This is a genomic window from Deinococcus sp. QL22 (assembly GCF_023370075.1).
Lineage (GTDB): Bacteria > Deinococcota > Deinococci > Deinococcales > Deinococcaceae > Deinococcus.
Window position 1 is genome coordinate 178,180 of record NZ_CP097154.1, and the last position, 18,621, is coordinate 196,800.

At 61.6% G+C, this 18,621-nt stretch carries 13 protein-coding genes and 1 pseudogene; 4 read left to right on the forward strand and 10 right to left on the reverse strand.

From position 1 onward, the window contains the following. Positions 1 to 106: 106 nt before the first annotated feature. Together M1R55_RS27320 and M1R55_RS27325 are read right to left on the reverse strand one after the other, a co-directional pair. Positions 107 to 511, reverse strand: coding sequence for a DUF3969 family protein (locus M1R55_RS27320; RefSeq protein WP_249396163.1), 405 nt, complete (start codon positions 509 to 511; stop codon positions 107 to 109). Positions 512 to 524: 13 nt separating this feature from the next. Next, positions 525 to 1,759 (reverse strand): annotated as a pseudogene (locus M1R55_RS27325) (IS701 family transposase); the annotation flags it as partial. Between the two features lie 421 nt (positions 1,760 to 2,180). On the opposite strand from M1R55_RS27325, the gene M1R55_RS27330 reads away from it, so the two are divergent. From M1R55_RS27330 to M1R55_RS27345, 4 genes are all read left to right on the forward strand, one after another. Next, entirely contained in the window at positions 2,181 to 5,408 is a 3,228-nt protein-coding gene (locus M1R55_RS27330) for an EAL domain-containing protein (RefSeq protein ID WP_249396164.1), read from the forward strand. A gap of 79 nt (positions 5,409 to 5,487) precedes the next feature. After that, positions 5,488 to 6,006: a hypothetical protein gene (locus M1R55_RS27335; protein WP_249396165.1), complete on the forward strand. Its 519-nt coding sequence runs from the start codon at positions 5,488 to 5,490 to the stop codon at positions 6,004 to 6,006. 279 nt (positions 6,007 to 6,285) lie between these two features. Then, the gene (locus M1R55_RS27340; RefSeq protein ID WP_249396166.1) at positions 6,286 to 7,131 is read left to right on the forward strand and encodes an SRPBCC family protein; all 846 of its coding nucleotides are present in this window, start codon (positions 6,286 to 6,288) and stop codon (positions 7,129 to 7,131) included. Beyond that, positions 7,128 to 8,324 carry a zinc-dependent alcohol dehydrogenase gene (locus M1R55_RS27345; protein WP_249396167.1) on the forward strand — a complete coding sequence of 399 codons (1,197 nt, stop codon included), beginning with the start codon at positions 7,128 to 7,130 and terminating at the stop codon, positions 8,322 to 8,324. The genes M1R55_RS27340 and M1R55_RS27345 overlap by 4 nt, the downstream gene beginning before the upstream one ends. Before the next feature lie 82 nt (positions 8,325 to 8,406). Here M1R55_RS27345 and M1R55_RS27350 read toward each other — a convergent pair whose 3' ends face one another. From M1R55_RS27350 to M1R55_RS27385, 8 genes are all read right to left on the reverse strand, one after another. Continuing rightward, positions 8,407 to 9,246, reverse strand: a complete 840-nt coding sequence (locus tag M1R55_RS27350; protein WP_249396168.1) for a VOC family protein — start codon at positions 9,244 to 9,246, stop codon at positions 8,407 to 8,409. Positions 9,247 to 9,332: 86 nt separating this feature from the next. Next, positions 9,333 to 10,382 carry a galactokinase gene (gene galK, locus M1R55_RS27355; RefSeq protein ID WP_249396169.1) on the reverse strand — a complete coding sequence of 350 codons (1,050 nt, stop codon included), beginning with the start codon at positions 10,380 to 10,382 and terminating at the stop codon, positions 9,333 to 9,335. Beyond that, positions 10,379 to 11,491: a galactose-1-phosphate uridylyltransferase gene (gene galT / locus M1R55_RS27360; RefSeq protein ID WP_249396170.1), complete on the reverse strand. Its 1,113-nt coding sequence runs from the start codon at positions 11,489 to 11,491 to the stop codon at positions 10,379 to 10,381. Before galT ends, galK begins: the two co-directional genes overlap by 4 nt. After that, on the reverse strand, positions 11,488 to 13,002 hold the full coding sequence (locus M1R55_RS27365) for a glycoside hydrolase family 36 protein (protein ID WP_249396171.1): 1,515 nt from the start codon (positions 13,000 to 13,002) through the stop codon (positions 11,488 to 11,490). Before M1R55_RS27365 ends, galT begins: the two co-directional genes overlap by 4 nt. Further along, positions 13,002 to 15,116: a beta-galactosidase gene (locus M1R55_RS27370; RefSeq protein WP_249396172.1), complete on the reverse strand. Its 2,115-nt coding sequence runs from the start codon at positions 15,114 to 15,116 to the stop codon at positions 13,002 to 13,004. The genes M1R55_RS27365 and M1R55_RS27370 overlap by 1 nt, the downstream gene beginning before the upstream one ends. 130 nt (positions 15,117 to 15,246) lie before the next feature. After that, positions 15,247 to 16,098, reverse strand: a complete 852-nt coding sequence (locus tag M1R55_RS27375) for a carbohydrate ABC transporter permease (RefSeq protein ID WP_249396173.1) — start codon at positions 16,096 to 16,098, stop codon at positions 15,247 to 15,249. Next, a complete protein-coding gene (locus M1R55_RS27380; RefSeq protein ID WP_249396174.1) occupies positions 16,098 to 16,973 on the reverse strand; it encodes a carbohydrate ABC transporter permease in 876 nt (291 codons plus the stop codon). The genes M1R55_RS27375 and M1R55_RS27380 overlap by 1 nt, the downstream gene beginning before the upstream one ends. Before the next feature lie 221 nt (positions 16,974 to 17,194). Further along, positions 17,195 to 18,520 (reverse strand): ABC transporter substrate-binding protein, encoded by a 1,326-nt coding sequence (locus tag M1R55_RS27385; RefSeq protein WP_249396175.1) that lies wholly within the window; start codon positions 18,518 to 18,520, stop codon positions 17,195 to 17,197. Positions 18,521 to 18,621: the final 101 nt, after the last annotated feature.

The window sequence follows — 18,621 nt, forward strand, 5'->3', positions numbered from 1 at the left end:
CCCCGTCCATCTTCCTTCAGTCCGTCTCCTGGCAACTTGCTCCGCAGCGGGCGAAGACCGTGAGGGCAATAGTAGGACTTTGTCACTCTGCATCGAACAGTAGAGCTTACGGCTGTGGTTCGTGCCTCTCTTCCAACTGGAAGTTCAAATGAGCCACGGGATGGGTCGCTGCTCGGGCTCGCAATCCCTGCCCAATGGCCTCGCGAAGCAGGGTACAAGAGCTCGAGAAACTCGTGGTCCCCAGCCTCTGAGCGTCGTCAAGGAAGCCCGACCTTTCGAAGATCTCCAAGACATCTGTTCGAATCCCAAGTTCAGCGAACTTGCGGTTGCGAAAAGGATTGAGGCAATACCGCTCTGCTTCGGTCGTGCTCACGAGACCCTGTTCGACAGCGTCGAGGACGCCAAGCAGTTGAAACAAGAGCACTTTCCCGAGTTGAGCCATGTCTTCAGGATGAACAGAGATGTGGAGGTTGAGCAGGATCGCACTTCCGAGGTGCAGCACAGTGAGCACATCAGAAGGTTCGGAGAGATTCCAAGGCTTGACGGACCGCTCTTCTGGCCTGCGGCACGGTCAAGCCTTGGAAACGTTCTCCCGGTGGAGACCGCAGGGTTTGGAGAAACAGGAGCGTCAGCAGCACGAGGACAACGTGATGTTCAAGCCCTCGCAGAGAGCGTCCTTCAAAGTGGTCGAGACAGAGCTCCTCCTTGCATTGCAGATGGAGAACTTCGCAGGCCCACCTCGCTTTGAGATCGCGAACCAGGTGCGTCAATGCGTGGAGGCTGAATGAGTGGTGGCGTAGTATTTCACCCCTCCTCCGCGGCGCTTTTCCCCCACAATCCAGACCTCCTCACCCGGAAGGTGGAGACCTCGCTTGTTCGGAACTCCGTCAGCGATGCGGACCCGCATCGCGACCCAGCGGGAGGTCTTTCCGCCTTTGGCGGTATACCAGCGGTGGGGCGGGAAGCCGTTAAGCACGTCTTTTACAGCGCGTGCACGTTCACTGAGGATGGGATGTTTGCCTAGTCGACCACCCGTCTGTTGTGGTGGGTCCGTCAGCGTCACTTGCAGGCTGAAAACCTTCTGGATCCCAACAATGCCCACGGCCCAGGTCAGACCACGTTGCGTTAACGCCTGGCGGAACTCTTTCCCAATAGCGTACCCGGCATCGGCCAGCACAACCCGGAACATTACGCCTGCCTCGCGCACGCGATCCAGTTCTTCCAAGGCAATCTCGCTTTTGGACTTGTACTGCTGGCGTTCCGGTGAAACGCCAGCGTGGCGACACCGTTCTGGATGTTCGATCCAAGAGGTGGGGAGGAACAAGCGCATCCCCAGTGGGGCAACGAGACGACCATCGGACAAGGTCAGCGTGACGAGGGATTGGCACTGGGCGATCTTCCCGAGGGCCCCGCACTACTGGTGGGTGACGCCGACACTCGCGTCGCCACTCTTCGGTAACGCAGTGTCATCGATGATCAGCACGGCATTCTTGCCGCCACACAAGTCTTGGGCGTGCTGTCCGAACACGCCTTCAAACGCCCCTGGATCCCACGCACTGACATTCAGGAAGTGATGCAGCCGCTGGTACGGCATCCGAACGTGCTTAGCCCATCGCTGAGCACTCTTGCGCTCCAGCGGTGCCAACAACCCTTGCCCATATCGGCGAAGGCAGGCCCGCTGCTTGCAGTTGTCAAGCAGGTTCACGTAAGTCGACAGGAAGCCACCGAATGCTCGCTGCCAATTCCTCGGGATCGTCATGTCTCCAGCATGCTCCAGACGGGAACGCCGTCTTATACGGCATTCAAAAGTGACAAAGTCGTATCAGGAAGTGTGCGGATTGCACAGAAATTAAGACTTGTATCGCCCCTGCTCGGTACAGCTGGCGGGCAACCTCAGTGTTCAAGGCGGCTGTCTTGATTGCAAGAGCAAGCAAGGCTGCCTTTCCAGATACCAGCTGGCGTGCCCGGCGCAGAGTACAACTGTTTGCGTCATTCATCTACCTAATGTGGCGGCTTGGATACCGGGCGACCTCTGAACTTTCACTGGCCCAGCTGTCTAGTGAGAATTATGTGCTACATGGACAGGCACAGTAGAAACCTGAGTGAGGTACATCAGGCACCCTATGGAAACTCCACGGACAATTGCACCCATACTGACTGCGCCCAGCACGCTTGTGGGCTTGGCAGATGACCTGTCGGAGATGAGTCTGCCCACCGATTTGGTGGCCCACGAACTGTATAGGCGCGTGTTGGCTCTGGCAGTGCATACCATCCCTGGGACGTTGGCAGGACGGCTGTTCGGCCTAGAGGCTGATGGGACTTTCCGAATATGGGCCGCCACCGGGCAGGCTTTACAAATCTTGGAAGGCCTGCGCCTGGAGCAACGCCAACTGGTGTACGACCCAGCGCACCGAAGTACATGGGTCGGTGGGCTACGCGCCGCCTTTGCCTCCAGCCTGCCCGCTGACGACATTGTGATACTGGATCGGGCGCAGCAAGCGGCCAATTCCTTTCTCTATCCAGACAGCCAGGGCTGCGGTTCGGCGCAGGTTCTGATTGTTCCGGTAGAGCTGGGAGGCAAGCTGCGGGCCGTGCTTCAGCTTGACCGACCTAACCGGGAACAGTCCATCACTGGAACGACTCTGGACATGCCTTTGCTGGGAGCCGACTTGGCATTGGGACAATGGTGCGGGGCACAAGTGGCGCTGGTGATCCGGCATCTGGACAACGCTGCCAACTTGAAAGCTGAACAAAAAGAACTGAATTTGTTGAACCGGGCGCACGCAGCCGTGACGGGGGCGCAGGATCTAGAAGACCTGTTTCGGCGAATCATTGGGGCCGTCACTGAATTGTTGGGAATACAACACGTCACTATTGCTCTCCTAGACGGCGATGTGCTGGTGCCTCAGCAGCAGGCGGGCGGTGGGGTCTGGAGCCTCAGTTATCCGGTGACGTCGGGTGTGGCCGGACGGGTGGCCCGCACAGGCATTTCTGCTCTTTTGCCCGATGTGCGTCAAGACCCGGAATACGTAGAAGAACACGTAGACGTCATCAGTGAGCTGTGCGTGCCGCTGCTGGACGGCGACCGTGTGGTGGGCGTCCTCAATCTGGAATCCAGCACCCAGCGCCTGACCCAGCAGGATTTGCGGCAAGTGCAGGCCCTCGGCGTGTGGCTGGGGAGGGCCATAGAGCGCGAGCGGTTGTACGTCGCCACCGAGCAGCAGCGTCGGGCGCTGGATTTGCTGCACTGCGTCCGAACCGCCGTCAGCCGTACGCTCGATGTTCAAGACACCATCCGGGCGGTCAATGAAAGCATCGCCCAAACGCTGGGGTATCCGCAGGTCAGCGTGTATTTTCGTGAGGGCGACGAGTTGGTGTTGCAGCATCAGATGGGGTACGAGCAGGTCTTAGATCGCCTGCCTATCACAAGTGGCGTGATGGGCCGGGTCGCCAGAACAGGGCAAGCGGCGTGGATCGAGGACATGGAAAAGGATCCCGAAGCCCTGAAAGCCATGGAGGGCATTTCGTCTGAGGTCTGCGTGCCGCTTTACCTGAGCGGAGCAGTGGTGGGCGTGCTGAACGTAGAGAGCATGGGCGAGCGGCGCCTACGGGCGTGGGACGCCGAACTGATTACAGCGGTGGGCGAATACGTGCAGTACAGCTTGGAGCGGGCCTCGCTGCACGCCCAAGTCAAAGACCGGGAAGTGCTGTACCGCCTGCTGGCCGAACACACCAGCGATCTGGTCGGCCTGCATCACGCGGATGGCCGCCTGATCTATGTCAGCCCTAGCATTGCGCCGCTGCTGGGTTTTGCACCGTCAGACGCCGTGCTGCACGGGCCCGCACTGCTGGTACACCCCGAAGACCGCTATTACCTTCGGCGGGCGTTTCGGGTCAATGGGGAGCCGATTCGCTGGCGGCTTCGGCACCGGGATGGACGCTACATCTGGTTCGAAACAACCATCAGCCGGATTGACCAGGCTCCATACCGCACTGATGCCCAGCCCGGCCAGTTTTTGACGTCTTCGCGCGATATTACGGAACGCCACGGAGCCGAAACCCGGTTGGCGTGGGCCGCCACCCATGACCCCCTGACCCATCTACCCAACCGCGCCCTGTTGTTCGAGCGCTTGAGTAGCGTGCTGCGGGCCGCCCAGCGCACCGGTCAACACGCTTACGCCGTGCTGTACCTCGACATGGATCGGTTTAAGATTATTAACGACAGTCTGGGACACGCAGTCGGCGATGAGCTGTTGGTGGCCTTCGCTCACCGCCTCCAAAGCACCATGCGGCAAGGCGATCTGGTGGCAAGGCTGGGCGGCGATGAATTTGCCGTGCTGCTCGTCGATTGCCAGAACCCAGGCTCACAAGACGGCGGACTGACGGAGGCCAAGAGAGCGGCAGCGAGGCTGCAGTTGGCGCTGACTGAGCCTTTCCTGGTGGCGGGACGTGCCCTGCGTGTGGCCGTCAGTGTAGGGATCGCGCCGGGGCGGGTGGGCCACAACACACCGGGCGATGTGCTGCGCGACGCTGATCTGAGCATGTACCGGGCCAAACGAGACCGCCGGGAAACCGTGGCGACCTTTGACCTCAGCATGCATACCCGCGCCGTGCGGCAGTTGCAACTGGAAGCCGACTTGCCGCACGCCGCACGCTTGGGCCAACTTCAGCTGCACTTTCAACCCATCGTGAACCTGATTTCGGGGCAGCTTCACAGTGCGGAGGCGTTGGTGCGCTGGCAACATCCGCAATTGGGCCTGATTCCGCCGGACGAATTTATTCCGCTGGCCGAAGAATTAGACCTGATTACCGACCTGGGAGACTGGGTGCTGCATTGTGCCTGTGCTACTTACACCGACTGGAATCCGGTCTCCATGAGTCTGAATGTCAATGTTTCGACTCGGCAATTTTTGAAAGAAGGGTTTGTGCAGCGGGTCGAGGCGGCGCTGAAGGCTCACGCGTTGCCCGCACACCGCCTGAATTTGGAAATTACCGAGAGTGCTTTGGTAGAAGATGTGGATGAGGCCGCCCGGACACTTGCGGGACTGCGCTCCCTGGGTGTGCGCGTGCAAATTGACGATTTCGGTACCGGGCATTCGAGTTTGGCCTTCTTGCACCGCTTTCCGGTAAACGTTCTAAAGATTGACCGCGCCTTTATCGCCCACCTTGGAGAGGACGCCGTGAGCGCCAGCGTGGTGAAAACGGTGGTTCTGCTGGCTCAGGCGCTGGGTGCAGACGTAGTAGCAGAAGGCATTGAAACAGAACTGCACCGTAGCCATCTGCTGCATCTGGGCTGTCCGCTGGGGCAGGGCTATCTGTTTTCCAAGCCACTGCCCCCAAACGAATTCGCGGCGCAGTGGTTAAGCGCAGACAACATGGATCTGTCAACCCCGGCCCCAACATCCTAAAGGCTGTGTGGCTGGCACCGTAACGCGTGTTGGTATCCTTCTCACGGGGACTGGGGCAACCTCTTCCAGAATGTAAGTCATGAAACACCTTTTGTTCCCCACCGTGGCCCAGGCCGACGCCTTCGTTCAAGACCTGCGCTCTCAGGGCGTTATCCGTGAGGAAATGGGCGAATCGCGCATCAACCGTAGCTCTAGCACTGGCATGACCTCCGGCACCCAGACCACCACCGAAGTCGTGGAACTGCGCGGCAACGCTGATGAAGCCGGCGAAGGCGCAGTGAAAGGCACAGGCCTCGGCGCAGTGGCCGGAGCCGTTGTCGGAGCCGCCGCCGTTGCCCTGACGGGCGGATTGGCCGCTGTGCCCGTGATTCTGGGCGCGGCAGCACTCGGCTCGGGCGTGGGCGCAGTTGGTGGCGCGTCGGTGGGTTACACCAGCGGCGAAGACACCGTGCACCATGTGTCGGATGTGAACGACGACCACTACGAGCGCATGAACAGCACTGTAGAGAGCGGTGGCCGCGCTATTGCCGTAGACGACAACATCCCCAGCGACGTGCTAGAAGCCGCTGTGATGCGTCACGGTGGACAGTTCGTCTGATCCGAGTTGAGCTAGAGCTGTAACCCCCAAAAGGAACGCCCCCCACTCTTATGCGTGGGGGGCGTTCCTTGTTGCTTTACCGCTGCGCTCCATCAACATCTCTCATCAGATCAACCGCAACCAGATCAATAGTTCCTAGCGTCTTTCTATCGTCCTGCCGCGTTTAGACTCGTTTTGCGCTTCCTTCAGAATCCATCCACAGAGTAAGCCAAGCCGCCGAATCACCAGTTGAGAGGCCGCCAAAGTGGGGAATGCAACCTGAATACAAGGGAATGGGCCATGTCTTCTGACCAGCAGCGTGCCAACACGAATGGGCAGAGACCAGCAGCATTTGGCAGCGCAACCTCGTTTGACGGGCCGCTGGAACCGCAGGCGTCCACCACAGGCGCGAGCATGGGCCTGCTGGAGCGCGGCGTGGTGGCAGTGGCCGGCGCCAGCCTCGCAGCGCTGGGCCTGCGCGGGCATCCATTTGCACGCATCGCACTCATGGGCGCGGGCATTGGCCTGACCATCGTGGCGGCGCAGGGGAAAAACCCACTGGCAACGGCCCTCAAAATTCAGCAAGACCCCGACACGGGCGAAACCCTGGTCAGCGACGCCGTGACCATTGCCAAGCCCGCCGACGCGCTGTACGCCATCTGGCGCAAGTTGGAAAACCTGCCGCAACTGATGACTCACCTTCAGGAAGTGCGCGTGTTGGACGAAAAACGTTCTCATTGGACGGTGAAGGCTCCGGTGGGGACGGTGGGTTGGGACGCCGAAATTACGGCGGATGAACCGGGCCAGCGAATCGCCTGGCAGTCGTTACCCGGTGCAAGCATAGAGAACAGCGGGGAAGTCATTTTTCGCACAGCTCCCGGCAAACGCGGCACAGAAGTGATCGTGCGCCTGCGCTACAAGCCTCCGGGCGGCACGGCGGGCGCAGTGGTAGCCCGGATTGCCGGGCAGGAACCCTCACAGCAACTTCGTGACGATCTGATGCGCTTTAAGCGGGAGCAGGAATTGGGATTTGCACCCACCACCGAAGGACAGACCAGCGGACGGGCAGCGAGCGAGGCCAAAAAATTGGCCGGAAAAGGAGAGCAGATGCAGGCAGGCAAACAGGCACAGGGGGACAATCAATGAAAGCGCTGATCTGGCAGGGCACCAACAAAGTAGGCATCGAAACCGTGCCTGACCCGACGCTGCTGCTCCCCAGCGACGCCATCGTCAAAATCACTTCTACCGCCATCTGCGGCTCCGATCTGCACCTGCTGGACGGCTACATTCCCAGCATGGAAAAGGGCGACATCATGGGCCATGAGTTCATGGGCGAAGTGGTGGAAGTGGGTAAGGACGTGAAGCGCCTGAAGGTGGGTGACCGCGTGATCGTGCCCTTCAACATTGCCTGCGGCCTGTGCGACCACTGCACGCGGGGCAATTACAGCGCCTGCGACAACACCAACCCCAATCACCGGATGGCCGAAGCCCTCTACGGCGCAGTCAGCGGTGGCGGACTTTTCGGGTACTCACACATTTACGGCGGTTATGCGGGCGGCCAAGCCCAGTACGTGCGCGTGCCGTTTGCCGACGTGGGCGGCTTCAAAATAGAATCCAACCTCCGCGACGATCAGGTGTTGTTCCTGACCGATATTTTCCCCACCGGGTATCAGGCTGCCGAGAACTGCCAGATCGTGAAGGGGCGCGACGTGGTGGCCGTGTTCGGGGCCGGGCCAGTGGGACAATTTGCCGCCCGCAGTGCCCAGATGTTGGGGGCCGCCAAGGTGATCATCGTAGACCGCGTGCCGGAGCGCCTGAAAATGGCCGAAGCCGCAGGCATAGAGACCATCAACTATGAGCAGACCGATGTGCTGATTGCCCTGCGCGAAGCAACTGGTGGGCGCGGCCCCGACCACGTGATCGACGCGGTAGGTCTGGAGGCGCACGGACACGGCCCCGGCGCGCTGATGGACACTGCCAAGCAAAAAATGCGGCTAAATTTTGACCGGATTACGGCGCTGCGCTGGGCGATTCTGAGTTGCGCCAAAGGCGGCACCGTGAGTATGCCGGGTGTGTACGGCGGGCTGGTCGACAAAATGCCGATGGGCGCGGCGTTTGCCAAGGGGTTGGTGTTCCGCATGGGCCAGACGCATACGCACCGCTACGTCAGGCCGCTGCTGGCGCACATCGAAAAGGGCGACATAGATCCCAGCTTCGTGATTACCCACCGCGCCACGCTGGACGAAGCGCCGGAGCTGTACAAAACCTTCCGCGAGAAGCACGACGGTTGTATCAAGGTGGTGCTTGACCCCTGGGGACAGCTCGCCGGGAAAGCCTGAGCCAGAAAGAGTAAAGAAAGAGGCGAGCCAAGTTGGTCGCCTCTGCTTTTATTGTTGGCTGGGTAGGGCAATAGACCTGACCTTACTTCGCTGCCACAAACTCGAAAACATGGCCTTCCGGGTCGCGCACCGCCAGCCCCTCTTTGTCCTGAATGTAGGGCAAACCCGCCGCCTTCACCAATTCGGCCACCGCATCTACATCGGCGTAAAAGCGGGCGTGGACATGATCGCCGCCCAGCATGTCGGCCAATCCCACCTGCGGATCCCAGGTATACAGCCAACGCCGGGGTGTGCCGTTGCCGTCTTCCTCAGCTTCCGGCCCCAGCGTGAATTGCGCGAAGTTGCGGTCATCCTGCTCCTTGGCAAAGGCGAATCCGTAGGCACGGGGCAGACGCTCCAGCATGGCCGGATAGTCGCCAAAGCCGAGTGCTATCTCGCGCAGGCCAAAGACGGGGAGCGCGTGGGTAGGGCGTTCTATCGGTTTCGGCAAAAAGTGAGGCCGCCGCTCATCGTTCAGATCTACGCCGCGTAACTCCAGGCCGTGCCCGAATGGATCGTAGAAATATAGTGTCCAATCGGGGCGGTCTTCGGTGCCCAGATTGATCTCTGTCCATTCCAGCCCCTGTGCGTCCAGCAGGGTTTTGCAGTCTTCAAGGGATTCAGGCAGAATCTGGAAGGCATAGTGCAGATGCGACGCGCCGCGTGCCCGCAGGGGGGCCAGCCGGGGCGAATTGACCTGCCGCGTGATCGGTTTCCAGAGCGTCAGCGTTTGATGCAGATTGACCTCAAATTCCGCTACGCCCTGTTCCTCATCGTGGTGCAGGAGCCGCAGCCCCAGCACTTGCCCATAAAAGCGCACGCCACGCGGCAGATGATTGACCTCCAGGGTGACGCCTGCCAGATCCAGAATCGGGGAACTCATACTTGAAGGGTAGGAGAAACAAAACGGGCTAACCCCGAACGTGAAGTCAACCCGAATAATGTGAAGAATGGCTTAGGGGCCAGCGTTCAGGGAACCACCCGCTGACCTTCCGGTCCGTACTCGGCCAGCACGCGCTCTGCGACTTGCACGGCCAGACCTTCGCGGGCGAGGGCCACCACTGCGCCGCCAAAGCCAGCGCCAGTCATGCGTGCGCCGAACACGTCTGGGTCGGCTTGTAGCAGGGCCACCAGCGTATCCACACGGGGCAGGGACACGGCGTAATCGTCGCGCAAACTGGCGTGCGAGGCATTCATGAGTTGGCCGAACGCCACCGCGTCGGTGGTGGGCAGCAGGGCGGCCTGAACGCGGGCGTTTTCGCTGACCACGTGCCGCGCCCGGATTCGCAGCAGGTCGGGTAAGGTTTCGAGGCTTTGCAGGTCGGTCACGTCGCGCAACTGGGGCACACCCAGCAGGCGGCTGGCCTCCTCCACCTGTGCACGGCGTTCGTTGTACCCGCTCTCGGCCAGGCGGCGGGGCACGCCGGAATCGATGACCAGTACCTCTGCCCCTTCCGGAAACGCCACGGCACGGTATTCCAGCGAGCGAGTGTCGATCAGCAGCATGGTGCGCGTGTTGGCGATGCTGCTCGCCATCTGATCCATCACGCCGCACAGCACGCCCACGAATTCATGCTCCACCTTCACGCCGCGCAGGGCCAATTCCACGTCGTTCAGGTCAAGGTTCAGCAACTCGCGCAGGGCACGCAAGGTGGACACTTCTAGCGCCGCGCTGCTGCTGAGGCCGCCGCTGGGCACATCGCTGTGAATATGAACGTTCATGCCCTCGGTGACGCCGCTGAGGTTCAGGCAGCCCGTGATGTAGGGCGCAAAATCGGTACCAACTTCTCCTACAGGCACGGTGATGGTCTGATCCAGATTGGCGCTGTAGATGACGTGCTGGGCGCTGCCGTTGCGCCCCAGCGACACGGTGGCCTGCTGGGGAATGGCGGTAGGCAGCACGAATCCGCCCTGATAATCGGTATGTTCGCCCAACAGATTCACGCGGCCCGGTGCCGAAGCCGTGACTTCGGGGGCACTGCCGTACAGGTCGGCAAAGGTCTTAGCAGAGGCGGTCATAGCGTCACTCCGCGCAATTCTTCCGCCGCCGCTTCGGGGAACTTGTCGTTGGCAAATTCGCCTGCGCCCTGCTCGGTTCCGGCCAGGAATTTCATGCGGCCCGGCGCACGCAGGTAGGGGTAAATCTCGATGTGTAGCGGGAAGTCGGGGTGAGGCGCGTCGACTGGAGCTTGATGCACCGTCATCAGATAGGGCATCCGCACGCCGAACAGAGCGTCTAGGCGCAGCAACGTATCCTTGAGGGTCACGGCCAGGGCGCGGCGCTCGGCGGGATCGAGTTCCGACAGCAGCGAGGCGGCGCGGGTGGGCATGACCCACGTTTCGTAGGTGTACCGGGCAAACGGCGGCACAATGCTGATGGCGCGGCCCCCGTCGTGAACCACGCGCACGGCGGCTTCGCGCTCGGAGGCCACGAAATCGGTAATCCAGGCCTGACCCGACTGGGCGCGGTGAGCTTCCGCCCCCGCCACCATGCGCTCCTGCACGGGCGGGATGTGATCGTAGGCGTAGATCTGACCGTGAGGATGGTGCAGGGTCACGCCCACTTCCACGCCCCGGTTTTCGAAGGCCAGTACGCTGCGAATCTTGCCGGTGGCGGCCAGGCGGGTGGTACGGTCTGCCCACACGTCTATCAGGAGGGCCATCTGGTCGTCGCTCAGGTCGGACAGGCGGCCATCGGCGTTCTGGCTGAACACCACGACCTCGCATTTGCCCACGCCAGCGCGTTCCAGCGGGTTGTGCGGCGTGGGCGCGTCCAGCGTGAGGCTGGGAAAGCGGTTGTCGAACACGGCCAGATCGTAGTTGCCGCCCGGCAGTTCGGTGGGGTGGCCGCCCACGCGGGAGGGGGCCAGCGGGTTGTAGTCTGGCGGCGGCAAAAAGGTGCGGTTCAGGCGGTGCGCGGCGTACATCACCCATTCCGAGCGCAGCGGGTGCCAGCGCAGCACCGGGCGGGCGTCCACGGGGTCGCCGATGTTGGGGAGTTCGCCCTCTACCTCGATGGGTTGCAGGCCGTACAGCGTCAGGGCACGGCCATCGGGCTTGGTGAAATCGGCCTGAAAGGTGGCGGGCGGCTGGCCGGGCACAGGCAGGCTGGACAGAGAGTCAGTCATAAACGCTGCTCAAGATAGGCGTGTGCGGGAAGACTTGTCACAGATTGGTCAGTCAAGTTAAACATTCCTCTGGAAAAATGAGTGACCGCCCCCCCGAAGCTCTGGGTCAGTGTGGTAGGACGATCTGGCGTACTGAGCGTCAGGCAGCGGCGCAACAGGTTCAGGCCGTCTTCGTCCAGCATAAAAATCGGGTCGCTGCTGGCCCGCAGACCGCCGATGATGTCTAGCATTCCGGCAACAGCCTCACGCTCATGGTGGTTCAGCAGACTCAGTTCGCGGCGCACAATCGCCACATCGGGGTCGGGTTGATACCAGGAGTGCTGATACCAGCGGCTGAGGGCCGTGTGCAGCGCGTTGCGGGCGCTGGGGCCGGTGGCGTCGCCCAGCCAGACCCGGCGCGATTCTTCATCCCAGTAGGGGGCCACGTCAGGGCCAGTTCGCATGGCGTCCACGAGGCCGATGCTGCCCGCCAACGGTGCGCCACACGCCAAAATAAAGGCGTCGGGTGCGCCGTCGCGCAGGGCCTGCATGGCGTTGCGGTAGGCCTGCGCCCGCCCAACGCTGGGGTCGTGCCGCACGCCGGGAAGCGCCGCACCGTAGAGGAAATCAAGTTTCAGGTAGGTGTAGCCCCAGCCGCGCACGGTGGCCGACAACTCGCGCAGCCAAGCCAACACTTCGGGATGAGTCGTGTCCAACGTGTAGTACGCACCGCCCCAGTTGTGGCCGACGGGCAACGGCAGGCCGTCTTCGCCGCGCAGCATCCAGTCGGGGTGGTCGCGGAACAGCCTTGAAGTGGGCGAGGCGAGGAAGGGGGCCAGCCAGATGCCGGGCGTGAACCCAAGTTGTTGAAGGCGAGCAGGAAGCTCTTTGGCATGTCCACCAAAGTGACTTGAAGGCTCGAACCAGTCGCCCAGATCGGCCTGAAAACCGTCGTCGAGTTGGAAGACATCGAAGGGCAGGCTGTGCTGGCGGGCCAGCCGCGCATTTTCGAGCATATTCTCCAGCGTCACGCCCCGGTAATAGCTGTACCAACTGCACCAGACCCGCAGCGGCGGCGGCGTGAGGGCGTTCATGTTACTGCCCAGTTGTGCCGACAGGGTTTCCACCGTGCCGATCACGTCGGCGGTGTCTTGCCACACGACTTCTACGGCGGGGCCTTCTCCGGTGCAGGTCACGCGCACCTGCTGGCCGTTTGCCCCCTGATCCACGCGGGCTTCCCAGTGGGTAAAGGTGTGGGTGGCGTCCAGGGCACAGCCTACCCAGCCGCCGCCATCTGGCCGCACCAGCGCCAGCACAGTATGACTGCGCCACACGCCCGCTTCTCCACTGGGCAAAAAGGCCGGATCGTGGCCCTGCTCGTGCCGCCATTTCATCACGGGCACTGCCTGAAGGTCAGTCAGGGGGCGCAGCTCGGCCTCGCTCCACGACTGGAATCCGCTGACCAGCGCGCGAATTTCTTCGGGGCGAACGTCCAGCACCCACTCGCCAACGTTATGTTCTTGTTCAGACATCACTGCTCTCCCTGTACTGATTCCGTCAAGCCAACAATTTCGAAACTCACAGGCGCGAGCGTTTTGCCCCGCCACTCCACCGGCGTAGGCAACCAGTTTTGCACCAGCGTCTGGCCTGCGCGTCGGCTGAACCTGACGCCATCAGGCAGGCGGGTGGTGGGCACGTTCAGGCCCGCCAGCACGTCTTCCAACACGGTGCGGATCAGGTCGGGGCCGTGTGCGCCAATAACAGTGACCTCACCCTGCCCAGCAGTGCGGCGGATTACGGCGGCCTGGCCGTCCAGCGGGCCGCCCGCGTAGTGGTACAGCGCCTCAGCCGCGTTGTTCTCTCCCGCATCGGGGGCGCTGAGACGGTAGCTTTCGGCCCAATACTGAGCCTCGAACAGTTGGCCCTGTGCATCCCTGATCCCCTGAGACAGGCCGGGACGCATGGAATCGTATTGGCCCAACTTGGCCCCCACCAGCGCGGTCAGCGGCCCAAACTGCCCCTCGGCCCACGTTTCGCCGCCGGGAGTGCGGAAGGCGGTTCGTGGCCCACACAACAGATGCACGCCCCTGTGCACCGCCGCAGTCCAGCGGGCGGCCCGATCAGTGTCCACCAGCGTAATCGCCGGGGCCACCACCAGCGCGTATCCGGTCAGGTCGGCGTCGGCGCTGATCACGTCCACATCCACGCCCAACGAACGCAGCGCCGAGTAATAGGCCATCACCTGCGCCCAATAATTCAGGCTGGCGCTGTGTTTTTGCTGGTCGTAGAACCACAAGCTGTCGTAATCGTGCAGCAGGGCGACCCGCGCAGGCACCGGCCCCAGCGGAAACCGGTTCAGGCCCGCGTCTACCAGTGCGCCCACTTCGGCAGACCCGCGATCCGGGGTTTCATCGTGCCGCAGCAGGCCGGAATGCATGACTTCCTGCGCCATGGTTGCGGCCCGCCACCGGAAATAAGAAACGACATCGGCCCCGTGCGCCCACGCCTGAGCCGTCCACAACTGCACCGCGCCGTCGGCTGGCAAGGGGTTATGGGGTGCCCAGTTGACCTGGCCGCATTGCTGCTCCATCACCCAGAAACCGGGATCGTGGGGGGTGGGGGGTGGATTAGGGGGCGAAGATTCAAACACATCTTTGCCTACTTCCCACGCTCCACGTTCTACACTCCCCCGCAGCATTCCCCGGTACAGATCGTGATTGAACCCGATCAGATCCGGGTGGCCGGTGCGGGCATACGTCACCTTGTGGCCGTCGAATCCGGGCGGCGCGAAGAATTCCAGCATGCCGGTGGGGTAATTGTCCCAGGTCACAAAATCCAGCCCCTTTGCCACCGCGTAATGGTCAAAGCCCTTCTCAAAAATCATGAAATTGTGCGTGACGAAGCGGCCCGGCGAGAGTTCACGCAGGATGGCGACCTGCTCGGCCTGAAACTCGGCCACCATGTCGGAGGCAAAGCGGTAGAAATCGACGACGTGGCTGGGGTTCAGTTCCGTGACGGTGAGGTTAGGGGGCCGAATCTGCGCCCAGTCCGTATATTCCATGCTCCAGAACACGTTGCCCCACGCCCCATTGAGCGCGTCCAACGTGCCGTATTTGCGCTCCAGCCAGCCGGGAAAGGCGGCGGCACTGGCCCCGCCATAGCTGCGGCCCGTGTCGTGGCAGGCAAATTCATTGTCGGTTTGCCAGCCCACCACCGCTGGGTGCTGCCCATAGCGTTCGGCCATCGCCCGCGTAATGCGCTGGGAATGCTGGCGGTACACGGGCGACGCAAAATCGTAGTGGCGACGCGAGCCAAATTCACGCACGCGGCCCTGTTCGTCAAAGGGCAAAATCTCCGGGTGAGCGCGGATCAGCCAGGCGGGGGGCGTGGCGGTGGGCGTACACAGCACCACGCCCAGGCCTTCTGCGGCGTAGGCGGCGATGGCCTCATCCAACCACGTCCAGTCGTACTGCTCCGGCTGCGGTTCCATGCGGCTCCAAGCAAATTCCGCGATTCGCACGAAGCGCAGGCCCAATTCGCGTTGCTGGCGTGCATACGGCTCCCAGCGGTCACGCGGCACATGCTCCGGGTAATCGCAAGTCGCCAAAAGAAGGTGTGGGGCCGAGCCGGATTCAGGTTGGGTCATGGGTGATTCCTTGAGAATGGGGGGGTGGATTGTGGGTGGTGGATCATGGGAATGGAGGTGTGATCTGGTGGGGGTGGTGGCTCACGGCCCAGAGCCTAAGCGCTCCAGGCCACGGCTCAACTACAGTTGCTTACCCCTTCACCGCGCCGTTGGCCAGCCCACCCTGCCAGTAACGGCCCAGCGTCAGGAACGCCAGCACCAGCGGCAAAATCGAGATCAGGCTGCCCAGCACGATCACGGTATAAATCGGCTCTTGCCCGCTACTGGAACTGGTCTGGTTCCAGACGCTCAGCCCCAGCGTGAGTGGAAACAGGTCTTCGCGGCTGACGGCCACCAGTGGCAAGAAGAAGTTGTTCCAGGCCGCCACAAAGGCAAACAGGCCCACCGTGACCAGGCCGCCGCGCACCAGCGGAAGGCCGAGGCGCTGAAAAATCGTCCACTCGCCCGCGCCGTCTATGCGGGCAGCTTCCATCAGGTCTTTGGGAAAGCCCGCGTCCCAGAACAGGCGCATCAGGTACAGGCCGAACGGGTTGACCAGACCGGGCAGAATCACGGCCCAGTAGGTGTTCAGCAGGCCCATCTTCTGCATCATCAGGAACAGGGGCAACACCAACGCGGTACTGGGCACCATGATGGTCGCCAGAATCAGGCCGAACAGGGCGTCTTTGCCCTTAAAGTCGTAGGCCGAAAAAGCGTATCCGGCCATAGCACTCACGATGACGCTGCCGATGGCCGTCGCCCCGGCGTATACGATGCTGTTCACGGCCCACCGGGTAAAAATACCGTCCTGGCGGGTAAACAGCGTGTTCAGGTTCTCGGCCAAATGGGACTTGTCTCCGAACCACAGCCCGAAAGTGGAAAACAGTTGCCCGTTGTCCTTGAAGATGGTCACGATGACCCACCACAGCGGCAGCAGGGCGTAAATGGCGAACAACGTCAGGGCCAGGATTTGCAGAGGCGTGAATTTTTCTTTGCGTAACATTACAGGTCGCCTCCCCGCCGGGTAAATCTGAGAAAGACGGCACTCATCAGGAAGGTGAACACGGCCAGCAGGATGGCGAGCGTGGCGGCGTAACTGAAGTTTCCGTCACGGCTGGCGACCAGATACAGGTAGGTATTGGGTGTGATGTTGTCGGGCACGTAGCCGAGGGGCCGCAGCACGAACGGTTCGGCAAAAATCTGCATGGTGCCGATGATGGAAAAGATCAGCACGAGCAGCAGACTGGGCCTCAACAGCGGCAATTTGATGTCGCGGATCAGTTGCCAGGGGCTTGCGCCGTCTATGCGGGCCGCCTCGTACAGGTCGGTGGGAATGTTTTGCAGCGCGGCATACAGCGTGATCATGTTGTAGCCCGTCCACGTCCACGTCACGATATTGGCGATGCTCCACAGCACGATGTCGCTGCCCAAAAAGTCCACGCGCCCGCCACCGAGTTCAGTGGAAATCTGGTTGAAGGGCGAGAGGTTCCGGGAATACAAATAGCCCCACAGCAAGCCCGCAATAACGCTGGGAATGGTGTAAGGCAGGTAGAAGGCGGTGCGGAAAAAGCCCTGCAAGCGGTTTTTGGAAGCGTCCAGTACGAGGGCGAGGGCCGTAGCCACCAGCATCATGATCGGAATTTGAATCACGCCGAATTTCAGGATATTCAGCAGGCTGGTCAAAAATTCGGTGTCCTGAAAGGCCCGGACATAGTTGGTGAAGCCCCCAAACACTTCCTGCGCCGCGCCGAAACCCGCCCGCTTTTTGATGAACAGGCTGAGGTATCCGGCGTACAGCACCGGGGCAATGTAGAACAGGGCGAACAACACTAAAAACGGCGACAGGAACATCCACGGTGTGCCGCGGTTGGGTTTCACGGGTGGCGTCCGGTGTCGGCAAAACTAGGCGACGACCTTCTTGACCTGAGCACTGTTGAACGGGGCATTCTTGAACTGGGCGGCATTTCTCGCTCCTTGATGCTCTGCATGGGGGCGGGGCCAGACCTGTGTAGCTGTCCGGCCCCGCTCTACTGACGTGTCCTAAACTCTGCGCCCTGACTTCTGCGCTTCAAGCCTAGTCAACCCCGACTGGGCCGCGTTTAGCGAACGGTATAGCCCTGCTTCTTGGCTTCGGCCAGCGTTTCGCGCTGCCAGGCGTCGAGGGCCTGGTTGGGCGTCAGGCGGCCCTTGATCATCAAGTCCATTTGCTTATTGAAGTTGTCGTTGGCAAAGGGGAACCAGGGTGCCCACTGGAAGTTCACGTTCACACCACGGCTGGCGCGGGCGTACACGCTGCTGATGTCCTGCCCGCCGAAGAACTTGCTGGGGTTTTTGGTCTTGTCCTTCAGGATGGCGAGGTCGAGACCCGCGTCGCTGGCGGGGAACAGGCCCCCGTTCGTCCAGTTCTGGCTGATGGCGCTTTCCGAGAGGTTCAGCCAGAGGCTAAACAGCAGGGCGGCCTCCTTGTTCTTGCTCTGGGCGGTGACCACGCTGGAGCTTCCGCCCCAGTTGCCGCTGCGGACGGTGTTGCTGGCCGTCCACTGCGGGATGTTGGCGGCGCGCCACTGGCCCGCGCTCTTGGTTCCCATGCTGCCTGCGTAGCCACCTGGCCCCCACGCTGCTTCAAAGTTAGAAGCGACCTGCCCGGCTCCGGCAGCGTTCCAGTAGTCGGCGGTGAAGGCCTGCAACGTTCCCACGTGGCCTTTCTTGATCATGCCGTGCCAGTAGTTCAGCACTTTTTTGGCGCTGGGGTTGTTCAGAGTCTGAACCCAGCTGTCGCCGTCACGCTTGAAGAACTGTGCGCCGTCGGCCCAGGCCAATGCCATGAACCAGGGGGCGAAGGTAGTGTAGAAGTTGCCCATCTTGACCTTGCCGCCGCTCTTGGTGTACATGGTGGCGGCAGCTTTCTCGTACTCGGCCCAAGTTTTGGGCGCGGCGATACCGTACTTCTTCATCACGTCGTCGCGGTACACCATGGCAAAGGGGCCAGTGTCCTGCGGAATGGCGAACACGGCTTTTCCGTCGGGGCTGACCTGTCCCCACGTCCAGGGCACGAAGTACTTCTTGTAGTTGTTGGCTCCGAGGGTGCTCAGGTCGGCCAGCCCGCCCGTATCCACAAACGAGGGCACGAAGCCGTATTCCACCTGTGCCACGTCGGGCGCGCCCGTTCCGGCCTTCAGGGTGGTCAGCAGCTTGGTGTAGGTCTGGGGGCCGCCGCCGAGGTTGGTCACCTTCACGTCGATGTTGGGGTAGGCCTTCTCAAAGGCCGCCACCGTTTTATCGAGGCCAGGAACCCAAGACCAGACTTCCAGCGTGACCTTGCCAGCAGGCGCTTTAGGGAAGGCGGGGTCGGCAGCGAGGGCACTTCCGGCAAAGAGGAGAGCGGACAAGGAGAGCAGGGCGATCTTCAATTGCGGTTTCTTCATACGGCCTCCGAGGGCTGGGGATAGTGCGGGGTTAAAGGTGCGATTGCGGTTTACGGCGTCTAAGGGACTAAGAACAGATGCTTACGGCAAGGTTTTTGGAA

What these genes read in the sequence shown, in the direction of transcription:
- M1R55_RS27385 (WP_249396175.1), bottom strand. Translation starts at nt 18,520, where the DNA reads ATGAAGAAACCGCAATTGAAGATCGCCCTGCTCTCCTTGTCCGCTCTC.
- M1R55_RS27375 (WP_249396173.1), bottom strand. Translation starts at nt 16,098, where the DNA reads ATGTTACGCAAAGAAAAATTCACGCCTCTGCAAATCCTGGCCCTGACG.
- M1R55_RS27365 (WP_249396171.1), bottom strand. Translation starts at nt 13,002, where the DNA reads ATGTCTGAACAAGAACATAACGTTGGCGAGTGGGTGCTGGACGTTCGC.
- galT (WP_249396170.1), bottom strand. Translation starts at nt 11,491, where the DNA reads ATGACTGACTCTCTGTCCAGCCTGCCTGTGCCCGGCCAGCCGCCCGCC.
- M1R55_RS27370 (WP_249396172.1), bottom strand. Translation starts at nt 15,116, where the DNA reads ATGACCCAACCTGAATCCGGCTCGGCCCCACACCTTCTTTTGGCGACT.
- M1R55_RS27335 (WP_249396165.1), top strand. Translation starts at nt 5,488, where the DNA reads ATGAAACACCTTTTGTTCCCCACCGTGGCCCAGGCCGACGCCTTCGTT.
- M1R55_RS27340 (WP_249396166.1), top strand. Translation starts at nt 6,286, where the DNA reads ATGTCTTCTGACCAGCAGCGTGCCAACACGAATGGGCAGAGACCAGCA.
- M1R55_RS27345 (WP_249396167.1), top strand. Translation starts at nt 7,128, where the DNA reads ATGAAAGCGCTGATCTGGCAGGGCACCAACAAAGTAGGCATCGAAACC.
- galK (WP_249396169.1), bottom strand. Translation starts at nt 10,382, where the DNA reads ATGACCGCCTCTGCTAAGACCTTTGCCGACCTGTACGGCAGTGCCCCC.
- M1R55_RS27350 (WP_249396168.1), bottom strand. Translation starts at nt 9,246, where the DNA reads ATGAGTTCCCCGATTCTGGATCTGGCAGGCGTCACCCTGGAGGTCAAT.